17 protein-coding genes are annotated in these 16,035 nt (G+C 68.0%); 5 read left to right on the forward strand and 12 right to left on the reverse strand.

Going from position 1 to position 16,035, the window contains the following annotated elements; translation table 11 throughout:
• Positions 1 to 172: 172 nt before the first annotated feature.
• Both AC1RNQ_RS14635 and AC1RNQ_RS14640 read right to left on the reverse strand, forming a co-directional pair.
• Positions 173 to 940 (reverse strand): sulfite exporter TauE/SafE family protein, encoded by a 768-nt coding sequence (locus AC1RNQ_RS14635; RefSeq protein WP_493172093.1) that lies wholly within the window; start codon positions 938 to 940, stop codon positions 173 to 175.
• 126 nt (positions 941 to 1,066) lie between these two features.
• The gene (locus AC1RNQ_RS14640; protein WP_493172095.1) at positions 1,067 to 1,993 is read right to left on the reverse strand and encodes a LysR family transcriptional regulator; all 927 of its coding nucleotides are present in this window, start codon (positions 1,991 to 1,993) and stop codon (positions 1,067 to 1,069) included.
• Positions 1,994 to 2,076: 83 nt separating this feature from the next.
• Here AC1RNQ_RS14640 and AC1RNQ_RS14645 point away from each other — a divergent pair, with 83 nt between their 5' ends.
• The 4 genes from AC1RNQ_RS14645 (at position 2,077) to AC1RNQ_RS14660 (ending at position 5,251) form a co-directional block, all read left to right on the forward strand.
• Positions 2,077 to 2,415, forward strand: a complete 339-nt coding sequence (locus AC1RNQ_RS14645; protein ID WP_493172097.1) for a hypothetical protein — start codon at positions 2,077 to 2,079, stop codon at positions 2,413 to 2,415.
• A gap of 390 nt (positions 2,416 to 2,805) precedes the next feature.
• Positions 2,806 to 3,294, forward strand: a complete 489-nt coding sequence (locus AC1RNQ_RS14650) for an FKBP-type peptidyl-prolyl cis-trans isomerase (RefSeq protein ID WP_493172099.1) — start codon at positions 2,806 to 2,808, stop codon at positions 3,292 to 3,294.
• A 2-nt stretch (positions 3,295 to 3,296) separates the two neighbouring features.
• Positions 3,297 to 4,388, forward strand: coding sequence for a prolyl aminopeptidase (gene pip / locus AC1RNQ_RS14655; RefSeq protein ID WP_493172101.1), 1,092 nt, complete (start codon positions 3,297 to 3,299; stop codon positions 4,386 to 4,388).
• Positions 4,388 to 5,251: a Rossmann-like and DUF2520 domain-containing protein gene (locus AC1RNQ_RS14660; RefSeq protein WP_493172103.1), complete on the forward strand. Its 864-nt coding sequence runs from the start codon at positions 4,388 to 4,390 to the stop codon at positions 5,249 to 5,251. Before pip ends, AC1RNQ_RS14660 begins: the two co-directional genes overlap by 1 nt.
• A gap of 3 nt (positions 5,252 to 5,254) precedes the next feature.
• Here AC1RNQ_RS14660 and trmB read toward each other — a convergent pair whose 3' ends face one another.
• The 6 genes from trmB to lnt all read right to left on the reverse strand — a co-directional run bounded on the left by trmB (position 5,255) and on the right by lnt (position 12,311).
• A complete protein-coding gene (gene trmB, locus AC1RNQ_RS14665) occupies positions 5,255 to 5,968 on the reverse strand; it encodes a tRNA (guanine(46)-N(7))-methyltransferase TrmB (RefSeq protein WP_493172105.1) in 714 nt (237 codons plus the stop codon).
• Between the two features lie 57 nt (positions 5,969 to 6,025).
• On the reverse strand, positions 6,026 to 7,105 hold the full coding sequence (locus AC1RNQ_RS14670; RefSeq protein ID WP_493172107.1) for a hypothetical protein: 1,080 nt from the start codon (positions 7,103 to 7,105) through the stop codon (positions 6,026 to 6,028).
• On the reverse strand, positions 7,102 to 8,115 hold the full coding sequence (locus AC1RNQ_RS14675) for a hypothetical protein (RefSeq protein WP_493172109.1): 1,014 nt from the start codon (positions 8,113 to 8,115) through the stop codon (positions 7,102 to 7,104). Before AC1RNQ_RS14675 ends, AC1RNQ_RS14670 begins: the two co-directional genes overlap by 4 nt.
• 145 nt (positions 8,116 to 8,260) lie before the next feature.
• On the reverse strand, positions 8,261 to 9,118 hold the full coding sequence (locus AC1RNQ_RS14680; protein ID WP_493172111.1) for an ETX/MTX2 family pore-forming toxin: 858 nt from the start codon (positions 9,116 to 9,118) through the stop codon (positions 8,261 to 8,263).
• A 176-nt stretch (positions 9,119 to 9,294) separates the two neighbouring features.
• Positions 9,295 to 10,512 (reverse strand): methionine adenosyltransferase, encoded by a 1,218-nt coding sequence (gene metK, locus AC1RNQ_RS14685; RefSeq protein WP_493172113.1) that lies wholly within the window; start codon positions 10,510 to 10,512, stop codon positions 9,295 to 9,297.
• A 50-nt stretch (positions 10,513 to 10,562) separates the two neighbouring features.
• Positions 10,563 to 12,311, reverse strand: a complete 1,749-nt coding sequence (gene lnt / locus AC1RNQ_RS14690) for an apolipoprotein N-acyltransferase (RefSeq protein WP_493172115.1) — start codon at positions 12,309 to 12,311, stop codon at positions 10,563 to 10,565.
• Between the two features lie 106 nt (positions 12,312 to 12,417).
• Here lnt and AC1RNQ_RS14695 point away from each other — a divergent pair, with 106 nt between their 5' ends.
• Positions 12,418 to 13,506: a hypothetical protein gene (locus tag AC1RNQ_RS14695; RefSeq protein WP_493172117.1), complete on the forward strand. Its 1,089-nt coding sequence runs from the start codon at positions 12,418 to 12,420 to the stop codon at positions 13,504 to 13,506.
• Positions 13,507 to 13,515: 9 nt separating this feature from the next.
• Here the strand turns inward: AC1RNQ_RS14695 and AC1RNQ_RS14700 are convergent, their stop codons facing one another.
• From AC1RNQ_RS14700 to AC1RNQ_RS14715, 4 genes are read right to left on the reverse strand one after another with little or no spacing between them, the layout of a single operon-like run.
• Positions 13,516 to 13,977, reverse strand: coding sequence for a DUF2141 domain-containing protein (locus AC1RNQ_RS14700; RefSeq protein WP_493172119.1), 462 nt, complete (start codon positions 13,975 to 13,977; stop codon positions 13,516 to 13,518).
• Positions 13,877 to 14,593: a sterol desaturase family protein gene (locus AC1RNQ_RS14705; RefSeq protein WP_493172605.1), complete on the reverse strand. Its 717-nt coding sequence runs from the start codon at positions 14,591 to 14,593 to the stop codon at positions 13,877 to 13,879. Before AC1RNQ_RS14705 ends, AC1RNQ_RS14700 begins: the two co-directional genes overlap by 101 nt.
• A 35-nt stretch (positions 14,594 to 14,628) precedes the next feature.
• Positions 14,629 to 15,381: a ParA family protein gene (locus AC1RNQ_RS14710; RefSeq protein ID WP_493172121.1), complete on the reverse strand. Its 753-nt coding sequence runs from the start codon at positions 15,379 to 15,381 to the stop codon at positions 14,629 to 14,631.
• A 31-nt stretch (positions 15,382 to 15,412) separates the two neighbouring features.
• Complete coding sequence (locus tag AC1RNQ_RS14715; RefSeq protein ID WP_493172123.1) at positions 15,413 to 15,940, reverse strand: GNAT family N-acetyltransferase; 528 nt, start codon at positions 15,938 to 15,940, stop codon at positions 15,413 to 15,415.
• Between the last annotated feature and the right edge of the window lie 95 nt (positions 15,941 to 16,035).

The raw sequence follows: 16,035 nt of genomic DNA on the forward strand, positions 1-16,035 counted from the left end.
TTTGGAGTGGAACTGAGCCATTCCCCTCCCTTTTAGGGAGGGGTTAGGGGTGGGTAGCGAGCGTAGCGAGCAAGAGGCAGAGCGCCGCCTTCGGCGGCAAACCCACCCCCAAGCCCCTCCCTAAAAGGGAGGGGGGCTAAACGTCCCCTCTCGCCCGAAAGCTAACGCCCGCTCAGTTCAGCGCCTTGTACAACCCGAACGCGCTGGTCGCGATCAGCACGATGCCGACCATCACCAGCATCACCTTGGGCGAGAAGCGCTTGGCCATCATCGCGCCGAGCGGCGCCGCGGCGACGCCGCCGATGATCAGACCCAGCGTCGGGCCGAGGATTTGCTCGAAGCCGAGTCGATAGATGAAGGCCGCCGATACGGTGAGCGCGAGGAAGAATTCGACGCTGTTGACCGTGCCGACGACCTTGCGCGGTTCGCCGCCCTGGACGAGCAGGTTCGATGTCACGACCGGCCCCCAGCCGCCCCCGCCCGCGGCGTCGAGAAAGCCGCCGACGACCGCAAGCGGCGCGACGACTTTGGGCTTCTCGAACTTGGGCGGATAGAGCAGGCCGCGGATCAAGAGCCACACGCCGATCAGCACCAGATAGCCCAGCACGAAGGGCTTCACGACATCGGCATGCAGCGATGTCAGAACATAGGCGCCGAGGACGCCACCGATCACGCCGGGGATCAGCAGCCGCCAGAACAAGGACCATTCGATGTTGCGATGGAACAAATGGCTGAGCCCCGATGCGCCGGTCGTGAAGATCTCGACGACATGGATGCGCGCCGAGGCGGTCGCGGGCGGCACGCCGAGCACCGCGACGAGCAGGGTGTTGCAGATGACCCCGAACGCCATGCCGAGCGCGCCGTCGACCAGCTGCGCGGCGAAGCCGATCAGGATGAAGGGCAGGAGCCCGTAAATGTCGATGGACGCCAGATCGATCATAAATGTATCCCAACCCCTTTAGTTGACAACCCGCTGCCGCGTTTCGCGGCGAATCGCGAGTCCAATTTTTCTGCGCGCGATGAAGGGATTTGTTTGCGCGCCCAAGCGATAGGGGTGCGCACGCGATCAGCCGGTGACATCGTCGGGCAGATAATCGCGGACATAATCGATGAAGGCGCGCAATTTGGGCATCACCTGCTTGCGGCTCGGATAATAGAGGAACAGCCCCGAGGTCGAGCACGCATGGTCGACGAGCACCAGTTCGAGCTCGCCCGCAGCGACCTGCGCCTTGACCACCGGCTCGGCGGTCATCCCCATCGCCACGCCGGCGCGCACCGCGACCATCATCGCGGTGAAGTCGTTGACGATCACCGGACCGGTCACGCCGACCTCGATCTCGCGATTCCCTTTCTCGAAGGTCCAGGGCATCAGCGCGCCGCTGCCCATCCGCATCCGCACGCAGCGATGGTTTCTGAGATCGTCGGGGGCATCCGGCCGGCCGTGCTTCGCAAGATAGCCGGGGGTCGCGACTGCGACGAAACGGAAGGGTCCGGTCAGACGGACCGCGATCATGTCGGCGTCGAGCGCCTCACCCATCCGCACGCCGGCGTCGAACCCTCCGGCACTAAGGTCGGCGAGGGCATCCTCGGCGTAAATTTCCAGCTCGATCTCGGGATAGGCTTCGCAAAAGCCCGCGATGATCGGTTCGAACAGGGGCTGCACCGCGCCGCGCATCAAATTGATGCGCAGCCGTCCAGCGGGGCGGTTTCCGAGGTTGCGCGCCGCCTCATAGGCGTCGCCAAGCCCGGCATAGGCGGGCGCCGCGCGCTCGAGGAACATCTCGCCCGCCTGGGTCAGCCCGACGCTGCGTGTCGTGCGCATGAACAGGGGCGCGCCGACGCGGGCTTCGAGTCCCTTGATCGTCTGGCTGATCGCCGAGGGCGAGACGCCGAGGTCGGCCGCCGCGGCGGAAAAGCTCCGCCGCTCCGCGACACGCAGAAAGGCCTCAATCCCGTCGAGGACCCCATGGGGTATTGTTAAATCCTGCTTCAAGGCACTTGCAGATTATAGAGGATTATCTATTTGCGCAATCGCGACTAAAAAGGTTGCACAACGAAACGAAAGGAACCTCTCCCATGGCCTATCAGCTCTCCAACTTCCGCCGCTTCCCCTCGGCTTTTGCCATCGTCGCCGCTTCGGCGCTTGCTTTCACCGGCCTCGTCGCGACCACCTCGCCGGCCTATGCCCAGTCGGGCGGCGACTATCGCTGCGCCGGCCTCGCCGAACAGGCTTCGACCGCCGCCAGCGGCGCCGAAGGCGGCAAGCAGGCGAATGCCAAGCGCTTCGTCTCGACCGGCAAGAAGCTGTGCGAAGCGGGCAACGAACGCGCCGCCGCCAAGCAGTTCCGCGCCGCGCTCAAGGTCGCCGGCGTGACTGAAGTACAGGGCGACGCGCAGGTCGCGTCCGCCAACTAAGCATAGCCAGACGACACCAATCTCCGATCCGCCCTCTCCCTCTCCAAGGCGGATCCACTGACTGGGGCGGTACCTGACACAGGGCCGCCCCGTTTTGTTCGTGTCGGCTTCCCGATCGCGATGTTTCGGAATCCTCCTCCCTTTGCGGGGAGGGGGCGGGGTGGGCTGCGGCCGGCGCGATTTTCCTTTCGTTCCGCGCCGTCCGTGCCCACCCCCAACGTCCGGTATCGGGCGGTTGGGGACATAAAGCGATCCTCCCCGGCACGGGGAGGATCGGCAACGTCCGCTACCCACCCCAAACCGGCCCCTCGACCACCGCTCCCCATCCAACAGGGGATTGCACCGCCGTCCCACCCGGCTATGCCCCGGTCTTCGTTTCAGGAGATCGCGATGACCTTGCCCCGGACCCTCTCTTTCCTCGCCGCGCTTGTCCTCGCGGCCCCCGCTACGGCGCAGACCGAGCCCCCGGCGCAGCAGGTGACCACCGCCTGGCTCAACCGCCAGTCGGCCGCGCTCGCCGAGCGCCACGCGGGAACCGGCTGGAACGTCATGGCAAGCGGGCTGCGCTGGCGCCGCATCGCGGGCACCGGCGCGGGGCCACGGCCCGGCACGGACGATGCGGTCACCGTCCATTATGTCGGCACCTTCGTCGACGGGTCGGAGTTCGACAGCTCGGTCGCGCGCGGCCAGCCCGCGACCTTTCCGCTGGGTCGCGTGATCAAGGGCTGGACCGAGGGCGTCCAATATATGGCGGTCGGCGACAAGGTCGAATTCGCCATCCCCTATGATCTCGCTTATGGCATCGGCGGCCGCGGTCCGATCCCCGGCGGCGCGACCCTGCTGTTCACCGTCGAACTGCTTTCGATCGGGGGGAAATGACGATGGATTTCTCGCGCCTCGAAACGTCGAGCAAGATCGGCGACGCCTGGGTCCATCCCGCGACGCCGGCGCTCCGCACCGGCCACCTGCCGGTCGACAGCGACCCCGACCACCGCCTCTATTGGGAGGAATATGGCAATCCGGCGGGCGAGCCGGTGATGTTCCTCCACGGCGGGCCGGGCGGCGCCTGCTCGCCCGAAATGGCGCGCTTCTTCGATTCCGCGCGCTACCGCGTGATCCTGTTCGACCAGCGCGGCTGCGGCAAGAGCGAACCGACCGTCGCCTCGGCGGGCCCCGCGGTCGCGCTCAAGAAGAACACCACCGCCGACCTGATCGGCGACATAAACCAGCTCCGCGATGCGCTCGGCATCGCCGGGCCGATGCACGTCTTCGGCGGCAGCTGGGGCAGCACGCTCGCCATGGCCTATGCGATCGCCTTTCCCGAACATTGCGCGAGCCTGATCCTGCGCGGCATCTTCCTCGGCGCGGCCGAGGATCTCGACTATCTCTACCAGGGCAATGCCGCGACCTGGCACCAGGCGCCCTATGCGCTCACCGCGCCCGGCGCCTATATCCACTATCCCGACGAATGGGCCGAGCTTCTGGCGGTGCTGACGCCGGAGGAGCGCGCCGACGTCATGGCTTCGTACAAGCGCATCTTCGACATGGTCCCGGCGACCGACGCCGAGCGCGCGAAGCAGCTCGACGCCGCGCTCACCTGGTCGCTCTGGGAGGGGGTGATTTCGAACATGATCCCCGAATCGGCGGCGACGGGCAAGTTCGGCGACGCCGATTTCGCGCTCTGCTTCGCGCAGATCGAGGCGCATTATTTCGCGAACAATTTGTTCATCGAACCCGGCCATTTGCTCGGCAGCGCCGACATCCTCGCGAAAATCCCGGTGCATATCGTCCACGGCCGCTTCGACCAGGTGTGCCCGCTGACCCAGGCCTCGCGCCTCGTCGCGGCGCTGCGCGGGGCGGGGGCCGAACCCGCGACCTATGTGGTGACCAACGCCGGGCACAGCGCGATGGAGCGCGAAAATGCGCTCGCGCTGACCGCGATCATGGACGGGCTGCCCAAGCTCGCGAGCTGATGGGCGTCCGCTATCATCGCGTCGGCATCGCCGGGACGGGGCGCGTCGCGCAGGCGATGGCGCGCGCGCTGGCACCGCGCTCGGCCGAGCCGGTGCTGATCTGGGGACGCTCGTCCGACCGCGCGCGCGCGGCGGCGGGGGCGGCCGGCGCCGCGGTGGCCGACTCGATCGAAGAGCTCGTCGGGTGTGACCTGATCGTGATCGCGGTCGCCGATGCGGCGCTCGGCGTGGTGGCCGCGCAGATCGCCGACGCGCTCGAGCCCGGGCACGAACCCTTCGTCTGCCATGTCAGCGGGGGCAGCGGCGCGGCGATCCTCGCGCCGCTCCAGATATGCGGCGCGCTGACCGCGGCGGTGCACCCCGCGATGACCTTCACCGGCGATCCCGAACGGGAATTGGAGCGCATGGCCGGCGCGCGCTTCGCGATCACCGCGCCCGACGGCGAGACGCTCGCCGAGGCGCGCACGCTCGTCGCCCTGCTCGGCGGCATCGCGGTCGAGATCGCCGAGGAGCGGCGCGCGCTTTATCATGCGGCCTTGTCGCACGCCGCGAACCATCTGGTGACCCTGCTCGGCGGCGCGTCGCACGCGCTTCGCGCCGCGGGCGCCGACGAACCCGAAGCCTTGCTCGCCCCGCTCGTCCGCGCGGCGCTGGAGAACAGCCTCGCGCAGGGCTTCGACGCGCTGTCGGGCCCGCTGCTGCGCGGCGACGCCGACACGATCCGCGCGCATCTCGCCGCCATCGCCCGCGATTGCCCCGACCTGCTCCCCGCCTATCGCGCGATGGCGCTGGCGACGCTGGGCGAGCTGGCCAAGGCCGGGAAAGCCCCGCCGCCCGAATTGCAAGCCATGCTCGCCGGCTAGGGTTCAGCGCCGCCGATAGCGGAAATACCAGACCTCGTGCCCCAACGCGCGCGCCTTGGCTTCGTAGCGCGTTTCGGGCCAGCCCGCGGGGCGTGTCAGGAAATCCTTGGCGTCCTTCGCCAGCCATTCATACTGGTGGCGGTGGCGCCGCATCACCATCAGCGCATGTTCGAGATAGATCGGATGATCGGTGCCGAAGCGGAACTCGCCGCCGGGCTTCAGCTTCGCCGCGATCAGGTCGAGCGGGCCGTCGTTCATCATCCGCCGCTTCGCATGCCGCGCCTTGGGCCAGGGGTCGGGGTGGAGCAGATAGGCGAAGCTGAGCGCGCCGTCGGGGATGCGGCGCAGCACCTCCAGCGCGTCGCCATGGTGGATGCGGACGTTGGCGAGCGGCAAGTTCCGGCCATGGTCGCCCGCGACATGGACAAGGGCCTGGGCCACCCCGTTGACGAAGGGCTCGGCGCCGATAAACCCATGATCGGGCAGCATATCCGCCCGCCCCGCCATATGCTCGCCGCCGCCGAAACCGATCTCGAAATGCAGCGGCCGGTCATCGCCGAACAGACGCTGCGCGGCAACTTCGCCAACTTCCGGCACCGCGATCTGCGGCAGCAAAGTGTCGACCAGATCCTGCTGGCCCGCGCGCAGCGGTTTGCCTTTCGAACGGCCATAAAGGCGGTTGATCGTGGTCGGGTCGCCGGGCTTGTACGCAGTCATGCGGCGCGCGTTAGCGCGGGATGCGCCGCCGCGAAAGCCCGCAGCGTCCTTTCGCGGTCACATCGCGTCGCTGTCGAGCTCGATGCTGCGCTTGTCGCCCCAGGTCGGCACGCGCGAAATCTTGCGATTGGCGCGGATGACCTCCATCGCGCGCTCGGGTGAGGGCAGGCCGTCCTGCGCGAGATAATTGATCGTCGCATCGGCCTGCACCAGGCTCACCGAAAAGCGCGACGCGGTTTCGGTCTTGCCGTCTTCGGCGTCGGTGATCGCGAGTTCGGGGCCGACGATCACCGCATTGCCGTTGTCGCCGACCGCGAGCAGGTAGCGCTCGGGATCGCCGTCGGGACGATAGACCGCCTGCACCGGGGCGACCACCGCCTCGCGGCACCAGGCGGCCGGGCGCGAATCCTCCTTGGCGCCGAGCTTGGGATTGGCGGCGGCCAGCGCCAGAATGCTGGTCATCAGGGCGGCCGCGCCGTCCTTGGGCGCGTCCTTGGCGGTGGCGGCATAGGCCAGCTTGGTCGGGCAATCGACGACGGGTTCGGCGGCCGCTGCGCCGGCGATCGACTTCGGCCACTCGATGCTCGCCAGCACCTGGTCCATCCATGCCGCGAGCTCTTCGGGCGACCGGCTCTGCGACGAGGCGCGGACCTTCACATAGAATTCGCCGACGGGCAGCAGCATCACGCCGGTGCCGCGATAGGCCGAGGGCGCGCCCGGCGCATAGGTCGCGGCCAGCCCCGAGGCGGCCGTCTGCCCCGGCGGGGTGAAGGCGCGCACCGCGCCGACCAGCGTCGGCTTGTGGAAGATGTCGCGGTTTTCGACCGCGCTTTGCGCCTGCGCGAACCACAGCGCCACATTGCCGTTGGTGTTGCGATAGATGTAGAAGGACAGCGCCTCCAACGCGGTGTCGGTGTCGAACTGCAGCCCGACGTCGAGCTCCTCGGGGGCAAAGGCGGTCGCGCGGCTGCGCGCGACCCCGCCGAGCGTCGCGGGCACGGCAATGCCGCTATGCTTGTGCTTCCACGCCTTGCCTTCCTTGACCTTGAGCGGCGCCTGCGCCGACGCGCCGGGCGCGACGCCAATGGCGGCCATGGCGATGGCGAGGAGGACGGGCTTGAACGGGAACAGCGTCATTTGGTTGTCCTTACAGCGGGCGGAGCGGGGGCGGCGGGGGGCCAGGTCGGAACAGCGGTGACCATGCGCTTCGCCTCGGCGAGACCCAGCACGCGCTCGGGCGAGGGCAGGCGGTTCTGCGCGGGCATCGTCGTCGTCTGGTGCGCGGTCAGGAAATTGACCGAATGATAGCGGGTGCGCCCGCCGCCCTGCGGCAGGACGGCGAAGGCCTTGCCGTTGTCGCCGCTCGCCAGCAGGTAGCGGTCGCGCGCCGCGTCGGGGCGATAGAGTGTGAAATTGCCGCGCACCACGCGCTCGAGGCACCAGAGCTTCGCCTCGATCCGCGCCGCGGGGGTCTTCACGCCCGCGACCAGCGCCGCGTCGGCGAGCGTCGAGTCGGCGGCTTCGGGGGCCTTCGCCAGCTTCGGCTTGCAATCGGCGACCGGCACCGCCGCCGCCGCGCTACCGGGCGGCAGCGTCAGCTCGGCGATCACGCCCTCCATCCAGTCGGCCATGTCGGCCGGGGTCAGCGTTGCGCTGTTGGCGCGCAGCTTCACATACCAGTCGCCGATCTCGAACAATGCGACCCCGGTGCTGCGGATCCCCTCGACCTCGGTCGGGGCATAGACCGCCTTGAGCCCGCTCGCCGCGCCCTGCCCCGGCGGGGTGAAGGCGGTCGGCGGCACCGCGAGCACGGGGTTCTTCAGGTCGGCGCGCAGCACGATCGCGCGCTGCGCCTGCGCGAACCACAAGGGTACCGCGCCGTTGGTATCGCGAAAGATCGAGAGGGTGAGCGACTGGCGTCCGTCGTCCGACGCGAAATTCTGGCTGATCTCGAGTTCGGGCGCTGCAAAGCTCGTCGCGCGCACGCGCGGCAGTTCGTCGAGCGCGGCGGGGATGACGATGCCGCTATGCATATGCGTCCAGGGCTTGCCGGCCTTGACCGGCAATTTGTCCTGCGCGGCGGCAGGCGCCGTCGCGGCGGCGAGCGGCGCCAGCAAAAAAACCATCTGATGCCAGCGGCTTGCCATCGCGCATCCTTCCCGACCCCGACCGCTTGCTGTCAGATCGGAGGGAGTCCGGCAAGCGTCAAAACGCCGGGCGGGCGCGAATGCGGCGGAACCGCCGCCGATGCCGCATATTCGCGGCAAGGGCGGCGGTCCGGCGCCTCCGGGTTCAGGCGGGCACGGCAATGCCGGGCACGGCCTGCGGCATCATCATCGCCGCCGCCGGCCGCGGACGCAGCGGCATTTCTTCGGGGCGGGCGTTGATGTCGACACCTTCGCTGCCGGAGAAGGTGCCGGCGACCGTCCCCACGATATCATTGCCTTCGACGCGATATCCGGTCGTGTCGTACAGATTGTTGTCGATCACCGTCTGGAAAACGCTGCCGATCGGCACGAACCACAGATGGTGGACGTCGCTGCCGCCGTTGATGTCGATCCAGTCGTCGAACCACACCGCGACGCTGCCGCTGATCCGGCAATCGGCGGTCCAGGGGATGGTGAATTGCTGGGTGTCCATATAAGCGACGCAATGGTTCGATTTCTGGGGCGGGATGCTCACCGGAACCGACACGCTCCAGCTGCGGGACTGTCCCGTCGTCGTCGACTGGGTCGACGAGACCGACATGGTCAACGACACTTTCGACGTGTCGGTCGCGACCCCCGCGACCCCCGCGGTCACCGACATTTCGATGCCCAGGCTGATCGCCTCGGTGATCGACATCGTATAGCTTTGCTGCGTCTGCGCCGATGCAGTGAAGGTGATGCTCTGGCTCCCGCTGGTATCATTGTCGTACCAGATATCGGCCGCGACATAGGAGTCGGGCTGCGGCATTCCCTGGCTCACCGTCAGCTGGATATCACTGACCTTCGCGGTGCATTGGTAGCGATGATAGGAGCCGCCGCCGTCGCCGCCGTCGAGCTCGCTGGCCTGCGAATAGTCGAGCGCCTGGGTGAAATGGCACCCCGTCCCGTGGCTGCGCGCGACGTAACAGCCCCACGCCCAGATGATATTCGGAATATCCGTCATGAACCCCTCCATGTGCCGATGGCAGGGGCCATGAATGGCAAAATTACCGACCCCCCAAGCCGAGCCTAGGAGGATGCGGGCGGCTGGCAATCGATTCGATGGAAGCGTGCGAAACCAGCGTCATAGCGCTCGGCCGCGCCGCCCTTCGGCAAGGGCGGCGCGGCCGAAGCAGGCAATCAGGCCAGCGCGGCCTTGAGCTTGTCGACCAGGTCGGTGCGCTCCCACGGAAAGGCCTCGCCGGTCGCGGTGCGGCCGAAATGGCCATAGGCCGCGGTCTGCTTGTAGATCGGCTTGTTCAGGCCGAGGTGGGTGCGGATGCCCTTCGGCGTCAGGCGCACGAGCTGCGGGATGACCGCCTCCAGCTTGCCTTCATCGACATTGCCGGTGCCGTGCAGGTCGACATAGATCGACAGCGGCTCGGCGACACCGATCGCGTAGCTCAGCTGGATCGTGCAGCGGCGCGCGAGGCCCGCGGCGACGATGTTCTTGGCAAGATAGCGCGTGATATACGCCGCCGAACGGTCGACCTTGGTCGGGTCCTTGCCGCTGAACGCGCCGCCGCCGTGCGGGCTCGCACCGCCATAGGTGTCGACGATGATCTTGCGGCCGGTGAGGCCGGCGTCGCCGTCGGGTCCGCCGATCTCGAAGCGGCCCGTGGGGTTGATGTGATAGACGGTGTTCGCGGTCAGCAGCTCGGCGGGCAGCACGTCGGCGATCACGCCGAGCACATATTTGCGCAGTTCCTGGTACTTCGCCTCGTCGCCCTCGCCATTGTGGAAATAATAGCCCGGCGCATGCTGGGTCGACACGACGATCGCGGTCGCCTCGACCGGGCGCTCGTTGGCATAGCGCAAAGTGACCTGGCTCTTGGTGTCGGGCTCGAGGAAGGGGGCGGTCCCGGCCTTGCGGTCGGCCGCCATGCGCTCGAGGATCTTGTGGCTGTAGTCGAGCGTCGCGGGCATCAGGTCGGGGGTCTCGTCCGACGCATAGCCGAACATGATGCCCTGGTCGCCGGCGCCTTCGTCCTTGTCGCCGCTTTCGTCGACACCCTGCGCGATATGCGCCGACTGGCCGTGGAGATTATTCTCGAAGCGGAAGCTTTCCCAGTGGAAGCCGTCCTGCTCGTAACCTATTTCCCTGACCGTGTTACGAACAGTTGTTTCAATCTCTTCGAGCGCGCCCGGCGCCCATTCGCCATTTTCGAACACGCCCTTGCAGCGGATCTCGCCCGCGAGCACGACGAGCTGGGTCGTGGTCAGCGTTTCGCACGCGACGCGCGCCTCGGGATCCTTCGACAGGAACAGGTCGACGATCGAATCGCTGATCTGGTCCGACACCTTGTCGGGATGGCCTTCGGACACGCTTTCGGAGGTGAAGAGGAAGCTGTTGCGCATGGGAGCCTTCTTGGAACGAATATAAAGGAAGCTTTATGTCGGGGGCGCTGTTAACGCCCGCGCCGCCGAAACGCAATGGCCGCCGCGAGCAGCAGCAGCGCGAATCCGACGGGCAGCGCGTTGCCGTAGCGCGCAAAGAGCGTCGGGGCGTGCGCGCGCGGCACCACGGTGTCGATCCGCCCGGGCTGGTGCATCGGGATCGAATCGAGAATGCGCCCGTCGGCGTCGATCACCGCGCTGATCCCGGTCGGGGTCGAGCGGATGACCGGCAGCCCTTCCTCGATCGCGCGCAGCCGCGCCTGCGCCAGATGCTGCGGCGGGCCCCACGACCCGAACCAGGCGTCGTTCGAGGGATTGAAGATGAAATCGGGGCGGTGCTCCCGGTCGACGACCTGCCCCGAAAAGATGATCTCGTAGCAGATCTGCAGCCCCGCCTTGCCGAAGCCGCCGAGGTCGAGCGTCTTAGGCCCCGGCCCCGGCCAGAAGTCGATATCGCCGGGCGCGAGCCGCGACAGGCCGATCGCCGACAGCAAAGGCCGCATCGGCAGATATTCGCCATAGGGGACGAGGTGCGCCTTGTCGTAGCGCGGGCCGAGCGAGCCGTCGGCGTGCACCGTCAGCACCGCGTTGCGCGCGCCGACCGCCTCGCCCGTCTTGTCGAACTCGAGCTTCAGCCCGCCGAGCAGCATCAGGTCGCCGGGGTTCATCAGCGCCACGAGCCGCCCGCGCGCCTCGGCGGGCGAGCGGTCGTAATAGACGAAGGGATAGCCGGTCTCGAGATAGTCGGGGATCGCCGCCTCGGGCCACAGGATCAGCCGCGGGTTCGCGTCCTTCGCCTCGGTCAGCCGCGCGAGCTTGGCGAAATTGGCATCGGCCTTGGCGCCGACCCATTTGTCCTGCTGCCCGACATTGGGTTGGACGACGGTGATGGGAACCGCCCTTGCCGTGCTGGCGGCCGGTGCGGGGGCGTCGGGAAGGAGAATCGCGAGAGCCCAGCCCGCCACGATGAGGACGCCGACGCCTAGCTGCTCCCTGAGCTGTTGCCGTTCGGTCGGTGCGGGCGCAGCGGCAGCGTCGCGCCACGATCGCTGCAATTCGGACCAGGACCAGAGCATATAGCCCGCGGCGAGGACGATCAGCGACGACAGACCGTAAGTGCCGATCCATTCCGCCGGCGCCGCCGCCGCGACGATGGTCGCGCTCAGCGGGTTCCAGGCAAAGCCGGTGAAGACCCAGCTGCGCAGCCATTCGGTCAGCGTCCAGAGCGCGGCGAAAGCGAGGATGAAGGAAAATGAAATCCTCCCCGGAACGGGGAGGGGGACCGCCGCCGGAGGCGGTGGTGGAGGGGGCTCGCTGCCTTGCGCGACGTCGGCGGAAAGACGCGCCCCCCCTCCGTCGGCGCTGCGCGCCGCCACCTCCCCGCCCCGGGGAGGATTTGGGACTATCATCCAAGCCCCCCACGCCGCCAGCGCGGGATAGACCGCCAGGTACAGCGCCAGCAGCACCACCGCGATCCAGCCGAGCCAGGCGGGCATCGCCGCCTGATAGGTGAAGGCGGTCGCGATCCAGTTCAGCCCGATGGTGAAATGCCCGACCCCGAAGGCCCAGCCGATGCCGAGGGCGCGCCGGCCTTTTTGACTGCGCGCGACCAGCGCCATCCAGCCCGCGAGCGCGGCGAGCGTCAGCGGCCACAGGTGGAGCGGCGCGAAACCGGTGGCCGACACGGCACCGAGCAGCAGGGCGACAAGCCTGGGCCAGCGGTCGGCGAAAGCGGCGATGCGGGAGGGGAGCGCGGTCACGCGCGCTGCTTTAGCCGCGCCGCGGTGCCGCGACAATGACGCTTGCCAAGCCTTGTGCATTTCCTAAGCATTGCGAGCGGGGTCGGCGACGGAGGGAAACCTTGTGATGTGGATGCTGCTGCTGGCGCTGTTCGAGCCCAATTATGTCCAGATGGTACGCGATCCGGCAGAGATGCGCTATTGCCTCGTCGCCTCCGAGCATGCCGCGGCGCTTGCTGCGGAGCGCGATGCAAGCGCCATCGATGCCATCAGGGCCGATGAAATGGTCCGCTTCTTCCAGCGCGCGCAAGGTAGCAGCGAACCTGCCGAAGAGGCTTTCCGCGCGGCGTTGGCGGCATCGATGACCGACGCGGAGCTGATCGAGGCCCGGTTCGCCACCTGCGTCGCGCTGGTCGATGCTGCGGCGACCGATCCCGCCATCATCGACGCGCTGCCGGCGAGCGATGCCATGGAGATGGCCGGTGACGCCATGGATTTTGCCGAACCTTTCGGCGGCGAAGAGGCGATGGACGCGGCGGCTCTGCCTGAAATCGACGGCGCGCCGATCCTCGCCGCGCTGCCCGAACCGCGCCGTCGCGAGATACGCTGTGCGACGATCGCCAGCGCGCTGATGTACGATGTCGGGCGCGGGGTTTCGGACAAGAGCTATGGCCTGACCGCCGCAAGTGCCGCGACGTTGGCGGGGCGGCTGGCCGAGGCGATCATGACCGAAACGGGAATGAGCGAGACTGAGGTCCGCGCCGCCTACAAGGCCGATTTCGAGGAATTCACCTTCGGCATGCTCGGCGAAGGGCAGGGCGAAAAGACCGCCTTGGCGATGGTCGAGGCGGGGGTGGAGCAGTGCCGGCCGCTCTATGACAGCATCGACCTGTCGGGCGACGGCGACGGCCTCGTCACCGGTTTGAGCCCGATTGCGATGCTGGGCGGCGCCGAGGCGCCCGATGTCGCGCATTGCTACGCGATCATGGCGCGCTTCCTGCCCGGGCTGCCCGCGGGGAGCAAGGAAGCCAAGGCGTTCGGCGACATCGTCGCGCGGCTCGAACAGCGATATTATGCCGAAAACGGCCGGAACGAAATCGCCGCCGCCCACCTCGCCGTCGTGGTCGCGAACTTCGACGATGCGGCGTTCGAGGCCCTGCCGGAGGCGGAGGCCGAAGCGCAGATGGGCCATTGCATGGACATGGCCGGCCGATAGGCGCGCCGTCTACAGCATATATTTCATCTTGATCGCCTGCGCGGTGTCGCCGGTCACCGCGAAGCTCGCCGACTTGAAACTCGGCGCGCCGACGGTGATCGTCGGGTTGCGCGAGAAGCCGAAGCCTTCCTTGGGCAGGAAGATCGCGAGGTCCATCTTGTTGTTGCTGTTCTCGTCGTGGACGACCGCGATCGCATAGGTGCCCGCCGCGGGCGCCGCGATCTTGAAATGCGCCGCATCGCTGGCCTTCACCGCCAAACGCACCGACGCCTTGTCCTTGCTGCAATCGGGAAAGGCCTTGGCATTGGTCGTCAGGCAGACGAGGATCTGGCCCTTGGCGTTGCGCAGCCCCGTCAGGCTGACGTCGACGCTAGGGGGCGGCGCGCTCGCCGCGGTCAGCAGCAGCGCCGAAGCTGCCGAGCCCCAGATCGGTGCCGCACGCCTTGTCCCAGAAACGGAAATAAAGCCCATAATTCCCCCGATAGGCCGCGTGGTGCTGCTGATGATGCGTCGCGGTTATCAGCCAGCGCCCCGCGGGTCCATGAACAAGCGCGCGCGGAAACATTTCCCACCCCATATGATTGCCGACCCCCATGACCGTCATGATCGTCAGGACGAGGCCGAGCATCGCGACATGGATCGGGATCAGGAAGACGAGCGCGGGGATGACGACCGCGCCGGTCACCGCCTCGAGCGGATGGAAACTCATCGCCGCCCAGGCGGTCGGCGGGCGGCTGTCGTGATGCACCGCATGCGCGATGCGGAACCAGCGCGGCCGGTGCATCCAGCGGTGGGTCCAATAGAACCAGCTGTCGTGGATCACCAGATAGGCGAGCAGGCTAACCGGCAGGTACCAGAGCGGATAATCGCCGACGCCGGTATAGATCCGCGTCCAGCCCTGCTCCTGCCACCCCCAGGCGACGACGCCCGCGGGAATGCCATAGATCGCCGCGCTCGCGAGGCTCCAGCCGATCTCGCGCTTCATCTGCACCTCGAGCCCGCGATAGAGGCCGGGGTGCCGGATCCGCGTCGCAAGCGCGAAGCCGCCGCTGCTGATCAGGTAGCGCACGCCTACGATCAGCGTCATCGCCAGCGCCGACAGCAGGATGGCGCCCGCGGCGCTCACTTCTTTTTGGCGGTGCCGAGCAGCGCGGCGACCCGCTCCCACAGCGCCGCATAGGCCCCACCCGCCTTGCTGCGCCGGGCATAGGCGGCGACCGGCCCCCGGCGCACCGCCATCTGCTCGATGATGCTCGCCATCGGCAGCACCGGCCACGCCGCCTCAGCGGCGAGCGCATCGCGGTGAAGCGCACGGCGGGCATCGACCATCGCGTAAACGGGCAGCAGCGGGGTGCTGGTCTTTTTCGCCGGGCGCAGGTGCGCGATCACCTCGTCGAGCGCGCGGCGCGACAAGGGCGACGGGATGACCGGCACGATGATCAGGTCGGCGGCGCGCATCATCTGCTCGCTCGTTTCGGTCAGCCCGGGCGGGCAGTCGAGGATGACGCGGTCGTACCCTGCGCCGATCTCCTCGATCAGCCGGACGAGCCTCTTCTTCTTGCCGGCGTCGAGGAACAAAGCGTCGAGCCCGCGCAGCGAGGTGTCGGCGGGCAACAGGTCGAGGCCGGGGATCGCGGTCGGCACGACCAGCTTCGCCGGTGCGACATCGCGGTCGAACACCTGGTCGGCGGTGCGCTTGCCGGGGCCGTCATGGCCGAGGATGAAGCTCGACGCCGCCTGGCCGTCGAGGTCCCAGAGCAGCGTCCTGCCGCCCGCCTGCAACGCGGCCTCGGCGGCGAGGTTGACCGCCAGGCTGGTCTTTCCGACCCCGCCCTTCAGGCTGTAGACGGCGATGACCCGGGCCTGTTTGCTCATGGCGCAGGAATCGGGTGTTTCGCGCACCGAGTCAAGCGGGCGGCGCGGCGGTGCCGGGTCCCAGCGCGCGCTGCATATAGACGGTGTCGAGCCAGCGCCCGTGCTTCCATCCCATCCCGGCGAGCCGCCCGGCGTGGGTGAAGCCGCAGGCGGTGTGCAGCGCGATCGAGGCGGGCTCGGCGCCGCCGATCACCGCGACCATGGTGCGGAACCCGCACGCCTCCGCCGCTACCAGCAGCGCATCGAGCAACGCGCGCCCGACCCCGCGACCCTGCGCGGTCGGCGCGACATAGATGCTGTCCTCGCACGCCCAGGCATAGGCGGCGCGCGGGCGAAACTGGCTGGCATAGGCATAGCCGAGCAGTGCGCCTTGGGTATCGCAGGCGGTAAGGAAGGGCCAGCCCTTCGCCAGATGGTCGGCGATCAGCGCCTCGGTCGCGGCGATGCTGCGCGGCTCGGTGTCGTAGCTCGCCGTGCCGTGCGCGACATGGTGCGCGTAGATCGCGGCGATCGCGGCCGCATCGTCGATGGTGGCGGGCTGGATGCGCGGGTCGGCCATGCGCGATTCTTGGCGCAAGCCGGAGGACTTGTCACCCACCCATCCCCGTTCGTGCCCGGACTTGATCCGGGGTTGTCGAAGCACAGTCCTTCTTC

Source organism: Sphingopyxis sp. GW821-FHT12F08 (genome assembly GCF_058806755.1).